We start from the raw sequence: 14,787 nt of genomic DNA, 5'->3' as shown, positions 1-14,787 counted from the left end.
TATTGAGAGTTCAAGGCGTGTAATTACCTTCAAGACGGCAATGCATCAAGATTTTTCATCTTTCTTTGTTTACTCATACCGTAGAATTTCGTCAGCATGAATACTCACCTCCATCCCCAACTTAAAATGAACGATAAAGACGACGATAAAGACCAAAGTTTGCGTGAAGACATCCGCCGACTGGGACGCCTGCTAGGTGATACTGTAAGAAATCAGCACGGCGATGAAGTATTTGATCTGATTGAGCAAGTACGACAAAACTCAATTCGCTTTCGACGCGACGCTGACGAAGCCGCACGGACTGAATTAGAAACGACGCTTGATGGTCTGACCAACGACCAGACCACGCAAGTGATTCGTGCTTTCAGTTATTTTTCGCATTTGGTGAATCTGGCGGAGGATCAGCATCATATTCGTCGTACCCGTGCTCATCAGATCGCTGGTTCAGCACCACGCGCAGGTAGTCTGGCGCATACGATTGAGGCCTTGTACAACACTGGTCATAGTACGCAACAACTGCTTGATTTTTTTCAGACTGCGCAAGTTGCACCTGTGTTGACCGCCCATCCGACTGAAGTGCAGCGAAAAAGTATTTTGAACTGCCAGATGGTGATTACCCGCTTGTTGGATGAGCGCGATCGTATGCAGTTAACCCCGGAAGAGGCCGAGGCGAATGAAGAAGCCTTAGGGCGCGCAGTCTTGACGCTGTGGCAAACACGGATGCTGCGCACCTCCAAATTATCGGTGCTCGATGAAGTTGAAAATGGTCTGAGTTTTTACGATTACACGTTCTTACGTGAATTGCCGCAGTTGTATGCCGGGCTAGAGGATTTGTTGGTCAGTAAAGATGCCTCATTTAAACAAACGGAATTGCCTAGTTTTATGAAAATGGGCAGCTGGATCGGTGGTGATCGTGATGGCAATCCATTCGTGACAGCCACGATTCTCGAAAAAACGTTGGCAATGCAAAGCACCTGTGCATTTAAGTTTTATCTTGATGAACTGCATACGCTGGGTTCGCAATTGTCAATGGCGACGTTGCTAGTCAACGTATCCAATGATTTGCAGGCCCTCGCGCAACGTTCGCCAGACCATTCTCCGCATCGATCTGACGAGCCATATCGTTTGGCTGTTAGCGGTATCTATGCGCGCGTTGCAGCAACTTATACGCAATTACTGGGTTTGTTGCCAGCGATTCCACCGAGTGGTGACGCCGCGGTTTATGCAACTGCCGAAGAGCTTGCCGCCGATCTTGATATCATCCACCAATCTTTGCTGGAAAATGGCTCGGCAGCGATCACACGTGGCCGTTTGCGTCATCTGCGTCGGGCAGTGCGCGTGTTTGGCTTCCATTTGGCGCCGGTGGATCTGCGCCAGAATTCCGACGTGCATGAACGTGTTGTTGCTGAATTATTGAAGGCGGCAAATCCTGAGATTCGTTATTTGGAAATGACAGAAGATCAGCGTATTGATGCTTTGATTGTGGAAATTAGTTCTGCCCGCCCATTGGCTTCACCTTATTTGGTGTATTCCGAAGAAACACAATCCGAATTGGCAATTTATCGCGCAGCCGCAACAGCTAAAAAACGTTATGGTGATGGCGCTGTACCGAATTGTATTATCTCGAAAACAGATGGTGTCTCGGACATGCTGGAGTTGGCTCTGCTACTCAAAGAATCCGGTTTGCTGCATCCGGCAGAAGGTCGTCTGGATGTGAATATTATTCCCCTGTTTGAAACCATAGGTGACTTGCAAAATAGTGCGCCAGTGATGGATAGACTGTTTGCTATTCCCGCCTATGCTCGTTTGTTGACTAGCCGCAACAATGCACAAGAAGTCATGTTGGGTTACTCCGATAGTAACAAAGATGGCGGGTTCCTGACTTCCGGTTGGGAATTGTACAAAGCAGAATTGGATCTGGTACAAGTGTTTGCTCGACACCAGGTTCGACTACGCTTGTTCCATGGCCGTGGTGGTTCGGTTGGTCGCGGCGGTGGTCCAAGCTATCAGGCGATTCTTGCGCAGCCGGCAGGTGCAGTGCAAGGGCAAATTCGTTTGACTGAGCAAGGCGAAGTGATTACGGCCAAATACGGTAACCCGGAAGTAGGGCGCCGAAATCTGGAGGTTTTGGCAGCGGCAACGATGGAAGCTAGTTTGTTGTCGCACACCGAGCAGCCGCCACGCCCGGAATTCATATCCGCGATGGAAGAACTATCTGCACATGCATTCCAGGCTTACCGCGATCTGGTGTATGAAACAGAAGGCTTTGAACAATACTTTTGGGAATCAACGGTGATTTCAGAAATCGCAGGGCTGAATATCGGTAGTCGTCCTGCTTCCCGGAAAAAATCGACGGCCATTGAAGATTTACGTGCCATTCCGTGGGTATTCAGTTGGTCGCAATGTCGCTTAATGTTACCTGGTTGGTTTGGTTTTGGCGTTGCGGTTCAGCATTATCTGAAAGCCCATCCAGAAAACGGCCTGCAAACCCTGCAAGCCATGTTTAAGGAATGGTCATTCTTTTCGACTGTATTGTCGAACATGGAAATGGTGTTGGCAAAGAGTGATATCGGAATCGCTAGTCGCTATGCTCAATTGGTGAAAGATGATGCGTTGCGCTCACGTATTTTCCCGCGTATTGAGGCTGAACATGCGCTGACGATCGATGTCTTGAAAGCAATATCAGGTCAGGATGAGTTGCTGGCCGCCAATCCTTTGTTGGCACGTTCTATTCGTAATCGCTTCCCTTATCTGTCGCCATTGAACCACGTTCAGGTGGAGTTGCTGGAGCGTTTCCGAAATGGCGACGAGGATGAACGGGTACGGCGCGGTATTCATTTGTCAATTAATGGTATCGCTGCCGGTTTGCGGAATAGCGGCTAAGTTTTTCGTATCGCGTGCCAAAAAGAACCGCATGACTGTGAGGTCTGCGGTTTTTTTACGTCGTTAGATTCATTGTGAGTCACATTAACATTTAAGTAAGGCTGAGTGTCTTTATTTTCATTAAAGCAATATTCGTAGGTAAATAATAATGAATTTTTTTAAGTCGTTGCGTGAAAACCAGAGTATTTAAATAAAAATCAAAAAATCTCCGTAGTAAACTAAAGAACCACCAAATCTCTGCCGTTAATGAAGACAGATAGATAAGGGGAATTGTCATGGATGTTACCGGCATTGCTAATTTAGCATCAACTCTGGCTCAAGTTGGAACAAGCCAAGCGGTGAATATCGCGGTTCTAAAAAAAGCCAATGATCTTCAAACAGAAAATGCGACCGCTCTAATCGCTGCGATTCCGGATAATACGCCCGCGTCGAGCGCACCAGCGTCAAATCTGCCCACGCATCTTGGGCGTCATGTCAATACGACGGCTTGATAATATTTTGATAATGAATGTGAGCCTATCCTTTTTGGTTTGAATTATTCAGAGTAAAGCTTCGTTCAAATTTAGCAAATCTGAGAAGAAAAGCGCACTTATGTGCGCTTTTTTGTGTCCGGAATGATTTTCAGCAAGCAAATTTTTTACTGATCAGCCATAATCTTGGCACTTTTATTGCGTTAGGAAAGAAAAATGAGCCAAGATTCATGGGGTTGGTCTGATCGACTGAGTTTAAGTTATGGGCCAATGGATGAAACACACAAGGAATTTGTCACGTTTTGTGCAGCTCTCTCTGACGATAATCCAGCGACCTTTGTACAAAGATTAGACGCCTTGATAGAACACTCAATCGCCCATTTTGAGCAAGAAAACAAATGGATGGTTGACAATAATTTTCCGCCGGCAGGATGTCACAAGCAAGAGCATGACGCTGTGTTGGAAGTGATGCAAGAAGTGCGGCAGCGCTTTTTGAATGGTGACGTTGATCTGGCACCTAGACTCGCGGAAGAGTTACCGCATTGGTTTGAGCATCACGTCGACACTATGGATAATATGTTGGCACGATTTATGGCTGCAAATGAAGAGAGTATGACAACATCTGCAACCCAAGGTGCAGAAAATTCTCTTCCAGCGTAATCGAGACCGCTACGTTAAATAAATACTTACTCTGCAGTGACGGTGATTTCAATATCACCTAGCTGCACGACCTGACCAGCACGAATTTTTGCAGTTTTTCGCAACTCTTGCAGACCATCGACAGAAACATCGCCGCTCGCTACGATCATTTTTCCAGCGCCGCCACTCTCACAAAGTCCGACTAACTTGAGTAGTTGGTTTAATTCTACAAATTCACCTTGTAAGCTGAATTCCAATTTTTGCATGATAGCTCCGACTTGAGAGTCCAAAAAAAGGGCGAAGAATACACTAAAAAGACGAATAACGTTGAGATGTTTTCTGGCTATTGCTACTAATAGCATGAGCAGTCAATGTGGTCATGGTTTTTAGTATGTTTTTTTTCATCAATGCAACTTAATATCAATGTCTGTCAGATGTCCAGTAAATTGGTTAAAGTAACATACTGCTTGAAAACTGCATCGATTCTAGTAGGATGGGGTGTTCAATGCGTCATCGCTAGCGAAGTACTTTTAAAAGTTTTGTTGAACAAAATTTTTTGATGTAGTGTGTAAGTTTATACGTTGTTGTCCGACTATAGATGGTAGTTAAGCAGTTCTTAAATGAAATCCCTTACTTATTTACGGAGAAACAAATGAATAACAAAGCAATGATCGCAGTAGCACTGGCAGGTTTGGTTGGTTCTTCAATGGCAATGGCTGCAGATGCACCAAAAACAGAAAAATGCTACGGCGTTGCAAAGGCAGGTCAAAATGACTGCGCGACCAAAAATGGTACTCATTCTTGTGCCGGTCAAGGTAAAAAAGATAACGATCCAAATGAATGGAAAAAAGTGCCAGCCGGTACATGCGAAAAATCAGGTGGAAAACTCGAGGCACCTAAAGCTTAATGTTCGTTTAGCTCAAAATACTTAGGCATATTTAATGCTCAATGCCTATCCGCAGCAGCCCCATTTTCCTATGTCTGGAATAGGTGTGGGGCTGCGCACGCCACATTACCGTGATTTTCTGGAGCAATCCATTGCTGTCGATTGGATCGAGGTTCACGCTGAAAATTATTTCGGTGAGGGCGGATATGATTTGTATGTCCTGAAAGAATTACGACAACAATTTCCCGTCAGCGTGCATGGCGTTGGTCTGGGACTTGGTTCGGCTCGAGGATACCGCCAGGCGCATATTGAAAAATTAAAACATCTGGTCGATAGGATTTCGCCAGCTTTGGTGTCAGAGCACCTATGTTGGGGTGCTGTTGCGGGCCGTAGTTTGAATGATTTGCTGCCGATACCAATGATGCAATCAACATTGGATTTAATCTGTGACCGTGTTGATGACTTGCAAAATCAATTGCAACGGCAAGTACTGATTGAAAATGTTTCAAGTTACGTTCGCTATATTCAAGATGAAATGTCGGAGGCAGAATTTTTAGCGAAATTAGTAAAACGTACAGGTTGTGGCGTATTGTTGGATATTAATAATTTATACATCAATCAGATCAACCATGGTGAAGATGCCATGGCTGCGTTACAGCATATGGCAGCGTTACCTGCGGGCAGTATTGGCGAAATACATTTGGCTGGCTACCTTGCTACTGAAGACTGTTTGGTTGATAACCACGGTAGTTGCGTAAGTGATCCTGTGTGGCATTTGTTTTCTAGCGCATGTTCTCTGCTCGGCAGTGACATCCCTGTCATGATTGAATGGGATACTGATATTCCTCCACTACCTGTCTTGCTTGATGAAGTTAAAAAGGCACGTCAGTGGCGAGCCGGGTTAAAAGATGAAATCCTGGTGCCTCTTTGATGAAAAAAAAATTAGAACTTGACCAGTTGCAGCAGATTTTTTCATCGGCGCTCTTGGAACCACATTCTTCCGAATTACTTTTTTCAAACCTGTTGCCTTCACCCAGACTCGCAGAGCGCTTTTCCTTCTATCGAGGTAATCTCAGTGGCATCTGGTATGCCGCCCTGCGAAACGCTTATCCCGTGCTGCTGCAGCTGGTCGGCGAGGCGTTTTTTGAGGGGATGGCAAAAGCCTATGGCCATGCACATCCATCGCAATCAGGCGATTTAAACCAATTTGGTGAGTATTTGGGGCAATTCCTTGAGAGTAGCGACGTAGATGCCGACTATCCTTATTTTGCTGATGTTGCGCGTTTAGAGTGGCAATTGCATCGTGCTTATTATGCTGCAGACGCCGATCAGTTGAGCTTGAAAGCAGCGTTGGTTGCGGTCGAACAGTCTGGTCTTGATATGGCGTCTGCTTGTTTGATCCCACATCCTGCCGTTTCACTGTATCAATCCAACTCGAGTAGTGTGGAAATTTGGCTTAGTCATCAACAAACAGAGGCGCCGGTTTTTCCGGATGAGCTCAAAAAAGAAAATTTTGGCTTGATTAGTCGTTCTCATTGGCAAGCGTCTGTCGTGCTGTTATCCAAAGCAGAATTTGTGGGTCTGCAAGCATTGTTTCAAGGCGTTACCCTGGGTGATGCTCTAGAGCTTGCAATGAATGAGGACACTACATTTGATGTTGGCAATGCACTCCAACATTGGTTTTCTGTTGGGACATTTACGCAGATAAATTTTTGCGAGCAAGTGTAAGAATCGCTTCATTCTGTTCGACTATATCTTCGTATTTCATATTACTTGCGCAATTGAAGGTTTTCAGGTTATCCGACGTTTTAACCTTTACCGAACGACCTTGCGTGAGCCGTCCAATTTAATAACGAAGGAGAATCCAATGAAACTATTTTTACATATTCATGCTTTAAGCCAACAATTTGATGAGCAGATACAACGTTGGGGTGGAAGTTTGCTCTGTCTAGGTTTGCGTTTTTTTATCGGCTGGCAATTTTTTAAGGCAGGATTGGTAAAAGTATCTGATTGGTCTGCGACGCTTTCTTTGTTTCAAGAAGAATATAAAGTTCCGGTTTTACCACCTGAATTAGCAGCCTTGATGGGAGCAGGTGGCGAATTATTTTTTCCACTTTTACTCGCGTTGGGTTTGCTTTCCCGGCCTGCAGCGCTTGGATTATTTTTTGTGAACGCGATGGCAGTTATTTCTTATCCACAGCTGTTCCAATTCGAATGTCCTGCGGCAATTAATGATCATTTTTATTGGGGTATATCGTTGCTGGTGTTGGTCGCATTTGGGCCAGGAAAGTGCAGCATTGACGATTGGTTAAAATCCAGACGTTCGTGAACTTGTTTGTTGCAATTGCTTTGAGATCAGAGAGAATGTAGATAGATCTCAAAGCTTTCCAGGGACGAAATCAAAGAGACATGCAGTTCTGGGATCTGGCTCATATCTGACTCTTTTCCTGCAGTCTCCAGATACTCACCGATGATCGCGATAGTTGGTACACCTAAATTTGCACTTGCTCCTTTAATTTGATGGCCTATCGCTTTGATCTCATCGTAATTGCTCACATCGATCGCGGTTTGTAAGTCGCTAATGAGTGGCCGGATTGTTTCCACGTACATATTCAAGATTTCCAGGTGTGCTTCTTTGTCGTCGCCAAGCATATCAACGAGACGAGCGTGGTCGACCATTGCTTCTTTTTCTGACACAGCAGGACGGTTTTCTGGCGCAGTCGTCAGACTATTGGTAGCGCTTATATCAAGTGAATTTGAATTTGAATTTGAATTTGCATTTGCATTTGCATTTGCATTGGCATTTTGATTTACAACTGTCGTCGTTTCATTGCTGTAAAGGTGTCGATGTAAGGCTGTTTTTAATTCAGTTTTGGTAATCGGCTTGGATAAGTAGTCATCCATTCCAGCAGCCAGACAATGTGGTTTCTCTTCGCGCATTGCGTTGGCGGTAAGCGCGATAATCGGCAAATGTTTACCCGATTTTTTTTCCTCTTCACGAATGCGTCGGGTCGATGCAAAACCATCCATGACTGGCATATGGCAATCCATTAACACCAATGCATATTGGCCTGTGGCGGCCATGATGGCGCCCTCAGCGCCGTTATTGGCAACGTCGAATGTAAAGCCTAGTTGTTCCAACATGGTCGTTGCAACTTTTTGATTTATCAAGTTATCTTCAACAACAAGGATTTTTTCTTTTCTTACGATCGTCATCGGCTCAGCGTTAAAGAGCACTTTTCCTTGTTTGGGAGGGGGGCTCCAGATTTGATTGATGTCGCTTTCGTGCTGAATCCTTGTAAATAGTTGATCGTATTTGAGTGGTAGTGGAAGCCACTCAACAAAATCGAGGGTGTATAAAATTGATAACTCAGCAATATTATTGTTATCATGCGTACCAAGCACGATAATGCGGGTATGACTAAACTGTTGTTGAAGAGTCAGACCAAAATTGACATCGTTAGCTGCAGTGATTCTTGGATCGATAAAGCAAACAGTATTTGTTTGATTTTTAAGCAGGTATTCAAATAAGTCTCTGGTTGTTGTGACGGTCAAGGGAAGGATGCCGTAGGAGCTCAGATATGTTTTTAAACATGCTGATAATGCGTCGTTGCGACAAAATAGGACAACGTTGATATTGTTCGCTTGTTGATGGCGCAGAGATATTGGGTTTTCGTTGCAATTTTCCAGCGGGATTTCAAACCAAAAACGACTACCTTTGCCAACTTCACTGTCAACCCCGATCTCGCCATTCATTAATTCAACCAACCGTTTGCAAATTGATAGGCCTAGACCAGTTCCGCCAAAACGACGCGTTATCGAATTGTCCGCTTGTATGAATGGCATAAATAAGGTTGGCAGCACGTCGGCACTGATTCCGATGCCGTTATCAATGATCTCAAAACGAATCAGGTTGGTATTAAATGTGGCTTCCTTTATGATTGCTCTGACGACGATTTCACCATTTTCGGTGAATTTAATTGCATTTCCAATCAGATTCAATAATATTTGGCGAATCCGACCAGGGTCTGAGTACACTAGTTCGGGAATGCTGGGATCAACAAACGTAATGAGTCTTATACGTTTTCTGTTGGCGCGTTCTACTAATAATTCTGCGCTGGCTTCGACTACACCTAGCAAATCGCATTCTGTTTGTTCGATCTGCATTTTCCCAGCCTCAATTTTTGAGAAATCTAAAATGTCATTAATGATGGCTAGTAATGCACTGGCAGATTCATCAATGACTTTGGTAAATTCTCGTTGCTTAGGGTTGAGATTACTGTCGAGTAGCAAATTGGTCATGCCTATCACACCATTCATTGGTGTGCGGATTTCATGACTCATTGTAGAAAGGAAGGCACTTTTCGCATGGTTGGCTTGCTCAGCCCTGATCTTCGATAGTTCTAATTCCGCTTCAAAGTGATCGCGTATACGCATTAGCCAGGTCAACAGTGCTGCGCAAACCATCACGAAACATGCGAGGGCAATACCAGTCCATTTAAGACTCAGTGAGCTGTCATACCACTGGTCAATTGCATATGTCTCTGACATCGCGCTAATGGCAACAATTGGGTATAGATGTGGAGTGCGGAAATTAATCGTATAGGTATCGTTTGCGGAAAAACTATCTTCCTGCGTCAATGAAATGACCCCATATTCGGTGTCATTTTGTAAGGCTGAAAAAATGGCGAGGTTGGGGTACGACTGCCCCAATATAAAATGTTCATTCTGCGTCGTGCTGAGAACTTTTCCACTGTAATCAAAAATAGCGACAAAATTAGTCTTTGCTCCCAACATGGTGTTGAAGTCGGTCAGCAAATATTTTGGATTAACCAGAGTGAGCATGATGTAATCTTTATTTTGCACTCTGACTTGCTTTGCAAACGGCAGACAATGGACCGAACTTTGTGGATTTTCCTTGGCAATGCCTTCAGCATCCAGTTCGTTAAGATCCCGTATAAAAACTGGTCTCCCAGCTTCCAGAGTTGTGCTTAGCTCGTCTTTAAAGCCGAGCCATTTCATGCTGATGTGTTTGTTGAGGACTTGTTGATTTGAACTTGCTAAGACATCACCGTTTCTACTGATGATCGATATGGAGCGCAGGTGCGTTGAGTTATTGACGGTGGCTTCAATGATGCGATGGACTTCATTATTATCGATGTCACTATTTGAAGATTGCCCGCTGTTGTTCAGAATCCCAGTGATGACGTTGAGAGAGTTGTCAATGGAAGACAGGGTTCTGGTTAAGTGGCTTTCCAGCATTTTTGCCAGCAACTCACCCTGAATATTGCTTTCATCGATGGCAAGTGCCTTATCTCGATCCAGCAAATAGTTAGTACCAAACAAAATAGCGATGCTAAAAACAACACCAAAAATCATCCATAAAGGAAACTTGCGAAAGATGCGAATGATTTTGGTGTTGATGGGCATTCTGTTTGGTTTGGTTTTCTAATTGGTGACGACAATCGGGTCTAGTTTGTGCTTGGTTGCAATAGTTTTTAAGCGGCCATCTTTTTTCATTTTATCAATAAACGAGTTAATGCGAGCTAAAAATTCAGGTTCACCTGGCGCGACTGCATAAGCATAGTCCGTCAAGTTAAAAGGTTTGCTTGGTCCAACGACGCGAGCCCAATCCGTGGTCTCTAGCATGCGCCGACTATATGGGAAATCTGTCATGAATGCATCAGCGCGACCGGATTCAACTTCTTGTTCACGTGTCAGTGGCGGGGTTACCACCAGCAATTTGGCGGATTTCAGGCTATTTTGCATGATGGATACCATCAGGGTACCGTCTTGCACTGCAATAATGCGACCTGGTTTGTCAATATCCTGCCAGGTTTGAATGGCTTCGTTTGATTTCGTGGTGATCGCGTAAATATCACTGCGTAAATAAGCTTGTGAAAATTCCAGTTTTGCTTTTCGTGGCGGCGTCACGCCTACGGCATGCATAGCGATATCACATTTGTTTTTTAGTAAGTTATCGATTAGTTCTGGAAATGAACTATCGACATATTTGACCTTTACACCAAGTTCTTTTTCCAATTCGATAGAAATATCGATGTCGATTCCTGTCAATGTTTTTGTTTTAGGATTTCTGAACGTGATGCCATAGTAGTCTGGCCAGATGCAAACCCGCAGTTCTTTGGATTGCAGGACTTGTTGGAGCTTATTCTTTTGGTTATTAGACTGTGCAGATGCCGATAAATGGAGGGTGCCTAACAATAAGGCTGACAGAAAAAAAACTGAGCGAGCGCATTTCATGGTGTGTTTCCTTATAGGTTCACATGAATAGCTAAATTCCGTACGCTTGCGTTACCATATTTAAGAACAGCACGATGGCAAGCTTGCGTAAATCTTTCATATATTGATGTGAGTGCTTCTTCGATGAGTTTATTGTGGGCAATAAACATCAATATGTGCAATTAAACTATCGTTAAATCCTGAGCTTGGGTGGCTTTTTTTTGTTGTAAGGTAACAAATGGCTGTTAGAACGTTTATTCTTTGTTAAAAATGGGGTGGAAGGAATTCCACCCCATGAATGTCGAGTTGTCGCATCGACACTTAAAAATGCGCATCCTCACGCTGATGCAACATTAGTTGTGATTTTGATGGATGGCGACTTGATAAACGGCTGGAACTGGCCATCCTGCTTCAGCACATGCTGCTGCAATGGCTTTGTTCGTATCAAAATAAACTTGCCAGTAATCCTTGTTGTTGCAGTAAGGTCGGACGGCTATCAGGCTTCCGGCAGCATTAAATTCTAAAATCTCAATTGTTGGCGCTGGTGTTGTTGTAATGTTAGCGACCTTCGACACGTGCTTTTGCAAAGCTTCGATGGCTTCCAGAGGATTAACACCGTTTGCAATTTGACATTTCAAATCTACGCGTCGGTGCGGGTTCGCAGAGAAGTTAATGAGATTATCAGAGAATATTTTGCTATTTCCAACATAGACGCGCAAATTGTCGCCAGTCGTCATGGTTGTTGAAAATAGGCCGATTTCTGTGACTTCACCAGTTTGACCACCAGCACTGATGGCATCACCGACCTTAAATGGTCGCAGTATGACTAAAAAAATCCCGGCTGCAAAATTAGACAGTAAGCCAGACCAGGCAACACCGATCGCAACGCCACCTGCAGCGATCAAGGCAGCGAATGAGGTTGTCTGTATCCCGCATACATCGAGGATCGCCATGACCAGCGCAATGCGCAATGCGACGCGTAAAGAGGATTCGCTGTAACTGATCAGCGTTGGATCTACTTTGCGCATTGTCATTGCACGGCGAAGCAAATTCGTCAGCATACCAATGGCAATGCCACCTATGATCCAAATGGCGACTGCAGCTAAGATTTTTTGCCCAAAGGAAAACAGGTAAACGTTAAATAATTGCTCGAGATTAATGGTTGGCATATGCATCCCTAAATTGGTGTTTGGAGATGATCAATATCGGTTTTTGTGGATTTATTGTCAATACAAAATATGTAAAGCATTGATAAAAATGGTTAATTTTCTGACCACGAGTACTCTTTAGCGTTGCAGGTTATTTTAAATAATTATTGTCATAATTTATTAAAAAGTCCTGGTTTATTGGTAATAACTATTGATTGAATAGATAAATGTCATTGGAAAAACACAGTATTCAAGCGCAAACTATCCTTTGAATCACACGAACTGTTGTGAAAAAAGACGCGATGTAGACAAGGAGCTAGACATGGAAACGACAAAAAATACTCGCCGCCAGGCAGCGATAGATATTGGTATTAACGATGCCGACCGTGCACAAATTGCGCAAGGCTTGTCGGCTTTGTTGGCTGACAGTTATACCCTTTATTTGATGACACACAATTTCCATTGGAATGTGACTGGGCCGCACTTTAATGCACTGCATACGATGTTTATGGCGCAATATACGGAGCAGTGGAACGCGTTAGATCTGATTGCCGAACGTATCCGTTCTTTGGGACATCATGCGCCTGGCACGTACAAAGAATTTGTCCGTTTATCGTCGATTCAAGAGGCCGAGGGAGCTCCCAAAGCGATGGAGATGGTCGAGTACCTTGTGAAAGCGCAAGAAGCGACCGCAAAAACCGCACGTCATTTATTTGGTTTTGTTGCCGAGGTGAATGACCAACCTACAGCGGATTTGTTGACGCAGCGCTTGCAAGTGCATGAAAAAAATGCGTGGATGCTGAGAAGTATGCTTGAGGATTAACTTCAAGTTGTAAAAGCGTCGTCTAATTCACCAGACGGCGTCGAATGGCAAAACTGAGGGCGTCAACCATTGCAACTAAAATCAGCATTGCAATAATCACTGTGGCTGCCGTCGACATTTGGAAAAGGGACAAATGATACTTTAACATTTGTCCCAGGCCACCAGCACCGACCACGCCCAATATCGCTGCTGCACGGATATTGTTCTCCCAACGATACAAGGTGTAAGACATCATTTGAGGCAGGCCTTGCGGCAAGCTCGCATACAGAAACGTGTTAATTGTTCCGCTACCGTTAATGCGTAATGTCGATGTGCAAGCGCTTGGTTGATTGTCTAGCGCTTCTGCAAATAAACGCCCCAACACGCCGGTCGTGTGGGCTGCTAGCGCAATCGTTCCGGCAAAAGGCCCTAATCCTGCCGCGATCAGCATGATTGATGCCCAGACTAATTCAGGGATGGCACGGCAAATGTTAAACAGCAGGGCACTGGCGTATTTTGTAAGATAGCGCAGCCGACCAGTGCCTGGTACGACAAGCATGATTGCAAGAATCGCTGCAATCCCCGTGCCAAGCGCTGACATCGCCAGTGTTTCTAAGGTCGCAAAAAAGATTTTGTTTAGCATCGTTGGGCTCAGGTCTGGCGGCGCAAAACCGGCTAAAAACTCTTGCATGTTGCGCAGCGCGTCAGCGCTCAACAGATCTTTCCAATTCAGTTTCAGACTGACGAAACTCGCTATAATTAACGTTGCCAACAAGAACAAGACAAGCGCTGTCTTCAACCGGATTAATGCCGGGGCAGGTGGCAACCCGGTGACCTCGGTTGCTCTTGAGATCAGTTGGCTCATTTTAAATTCCTGCGGAAAAATTGGCTGAGTCCATCTGCGACGCCAACTAAGGCAACGAACACCATCAGCATTGTTGAAACCTCGCCGCCGGCAAGCATTTTCAAGGATTCATCCATACGCTGACCAAGTCCGCCAGCCCCCACAAACCCCATAATAACTGATCCCCGGATTGCACATTCCCAACGATAGATCGTATAGGAAATGAGTTCAGGGGCAGCGTTTGGCAGGGTGCCATAAAAGAATACGTTTAAGCGCGAGCTGCCATTTTCTAGCAATACTTTAGTTGCTTCCGGGTCACATGACTCGATAATTTCGGCGTACACTTTTCCTAACATGCCGCTATACGTCAGAAAGATTGCCAGTACGCCAGCAGTGGGCCCAAGACCGACAATGCGTACAAATAATAATGCCCAGACTAATTCTGGAACGCTCCGCAATAGCACCAAAGTCCAGCGTACGCATTGCCTGATCATATAGGCAAGCCAATGTGTACGATGTGTTCCTAATCGAGAAATTGACAATTGTTCGTTGACAATCAAGGTCATGGGAATTGCTGCAATGATTGCCAGAACGATGCCTACTGTCGCCATTGCGATGGTTTGCCAGGTTGCCACTAAGACTATTTGCAAAAACTCAGCATCATGTGCTGGTGGGAAAAAATGTCCCAAAAATTGGGCGGTTGCTGACAGACTTTGTGCGTCTATCAATACCCACGGTTTAAGTTCAGTAACAACCAATGCAGGTGCAAGCAGAACAAGGAAGAGAATCCCCAACGTGATCCGATAACGCCACGCTGGGTCGGGCGGTATGGTTGATTGTGGCGACGTCAGAGTAGCTTGCATGGGGCTGCCTGG

General features: G+C 44.8%; 14 protein-coding genes. 8 read left to right on the top strand and 6 right to left on the bottom strand.

Annotation, left to right across the window (positions count from 1 at the left end; genetic code table 11):
* Nucleotides 1-96: 96 nt before the first annotated feature.
* The 3 genes from ppc to ACO0K1_RS16195 all read left to right on the top strand — a co-directional run bounded on the left by ppc (nucleotide 97) and on the right by ACO0K1_RS16195 (nucleotide 4,013).
* On the top strand, nucleotides 97-2,883 hold the full coding sequence (ppc, locus tag ACO0K1_RS16205) for a phosphoenolpyruvate carboxylase (RefSeq protein ID WP_423027567.1): 2,787 nt from the start codon (nucleotides 97-99) through the stop codon (nucleotides 2,881-2,883).
* A gap of 275 nt (nucleotides 2,884-3,158) precedes the next feature.
* Nucleotides 3,159-3,374 carry a YjfB family protein gene (locus ACO0K1_RS16200; protein WP_423027565.1) on the top strand — a complete coding sequence of 72 codons (216 nt, stop codon included), beginning with the start codon at nucleotides 3,159-3,161 and terminating at the stop codon, nucleotides 3,372-3,374.
* A 195-nt stretch (nucleotides 3,375-3,569) separates the two neighbouring features.
* A complete protein-coding gene (locus ACO0K1_RS16195; protein WP_423027563.1) occupies nucleotides 3,570-4,013 on the top strand; it encodes a hemerythrin domain-containing protein in 444 nt (147 codons plus the stop codon).
* Between the two features lie 26 nt (nucleotides 4,014-4,039).
* On the opposite strand, the gene ACO0K1_RS16190 is transcribed toward ACO0K1_RS16195, so the two are convergent.
* Complete coding sequence (locus ACO0K1_RS16190) at nucleotides 4,040-4,258, bottom strand: RNA-binding S4 domain-containing protein (protein WP_423027561.1); 219 nt, start codon at nucleotides 4,256-4,258, stop codon at nucleotides 4,040-4,042.
* A gap of 386 nt (nucleotides 4,259-4,644) precedes the next feature.
* Here ACO0K1_RS16190 and ACO0K1_RS16185 point away from each other — a divergent pair, with 386 nt between their 5' ends.
* The 4 genes from ACO0K1_RS16185 (at nucleotide 4,645) to ACO0K1_RS16170 (ending at nucleotide 7,207) form a co-directional block, all read left to right on the top strand.
* On the top strand, nucleotides 4,645-4,899 hold the full coding sequence (locus ACO0K1_RS16185) for a DUF2282 domain-containing protein (protein ID WP_423027559.1): 255 nt from the start codon (nucleotides 4,645-4,647) through the stop codon (nucleotides 4,897-4,899).
* 34 nt (nucleotides 4,900-4,933) lie between these two features.
* Nucleotides 4,934-5,809 carry a DUF692 domain-containing protein gene (locus ACO0K1_RS16180; RefSeq protein ID WP_423027557.1) on the top strand — a complete coding sequence of 292 codons (876 nt, stop codon included), beginning with the start codon at nucleotides 4,934-4,936 and terminating at the stop codon, nucleotides 5,807-5,809.
* Complete coding sequence (locus ACO0K1_RS16175; RefSeq protein ID WP_423027555.1) at nucleotides 5,809-6,606, top strand: putative DNA-binding domain-containing protein; 798 nt, start codon at nucleotides 5,809-5,811, stop codon at nucleotides 6,604-6,606. Before ACO0K1_RS16180 ends, ACO0K1_RS16175 begins: the two co-directional genes overlap by 1 nt.
* 139 nt (nucleotides 6,607-6,745) lie before the next feature.
* Nucleotides 6,746-7,207, top strand: coding sequence for a DoxX family protein (locus ACO0K1_RS16170; RefSeq protein WP_423027553.1), 462 nt, complete (start codon nucleotides 6,746-6,748; stop codon nucleotides 7,205-7,207).
* Between the two features lie 26 nt (nucleotides 7,208-7,233).
* Here ACO0K1_RS16170 and ACO0K1_RS16165 read toward each other — a convergent pair whose 3' ends face one another.
* From ACO0K1_RS16165 to ACO0K1_RS16155, 3 genes are all read right to left on the bottom strand, one after another.
* Nucleotides 7,234-10,308 (bottom strand): ATP-binding protein, encoded by a 3,075-nt coding sequence (locus tag ACO0K1_RS16165; protein WP_423027551.1) that lies wholly within the window; start codon nucleotides 10,306-10,308, stop codon nucleotides 7,234-7,236.
* Nucleotides 10,309-10,326: 18 nt separating this feature from the next.
* Entirely contained in the window at nucleotides 10,327-11,139 is an 813-nt protein-coding gene (locus ACO0K1_RS16160; protein WP_423027549.1) for a substrate-binding periplasmic protein, read from the bottom strand.
* A gap of 332 nt (nucleotides 11,140-11,471) precedes the next feature.
* Complete coding sequence (locus ACO0K1_RS16155) at nucleotides 11,472-12,287, bottom strand: mechanosensitive ion channel family protein (RefSeq protein WP_423027547.1); 816 nt, start codon at nucleotides 12,285-12,287, stop codon at nucleotides 11,472-11,474.
* A gap of 301 nt (nucleotides 12,288-12,588) precedes the next feature.
* Between ACO0K1_RS16155 and ACO0K1_RS16150 the strand changes: the two genes are divergently transcribed.
* The gene (locus tag ACO0K1_RS16150) at nucleotides 12,589-13,089 is read left to right on the top strand and encodes a Dps family protein (RefSeq protein ID WP_423027545.1); all 501 of its coding nucleotides are present in this window, start codon (nucleotides 12,589-12,591) and stop codon (nucleotides 13,087-13,089) included.
* 22 nt (nucleotides 13,090-13,111) lie between these two features.
* Here the strand turns inward: ACO0K1_RS16150 and phnE are convergent, their stop codons facing one another.
* Nucleotides 13,112-13,933, bottom strand: a complete 822-nt coding sequence (phnE, locus tag ACO0K1_RS16145; RefSeq protein WP_423027542.1) for a phosphonate ABC transporter, permease protein PhnE — start codon at nucleotides 13,931-13,933, stop codon at nucleotides 13,112-13,114.
* On the bottom strand, nucleotides 13,930-14,775 hold the full coding sequence (locus ACO0K1_RS16140; protein ID WP_423027540.1) for a PhnE/PtxC family ABC transporter permease: 846 nt from the start codon (nucleotides 14,773-14,775) through the stop codon (nucleotides 13,930-13,932). The genes phnE and ACO0K1_RS16140 overlap by 4 nt, the downstream gene beginning before the upstream one ends.
* Nucleotides 14,776-14,787: the final 12 nt, after the last annotated feature.

Origin of the sequence: Undibacterium sp. SXout20W (genome assembly GCF_049340285.1) — a bacterium.
Classification (GTDB): Bacteria; Pseudomonadota; Gammaproteobacteria; order Burkholderiales; family Burkholderiaceae_D; genus Undibacterium.
Note: the sequence above shows the minus strand (reverse complement) of the source record. Positions and strands in the feature narration are given on the sequence as shown.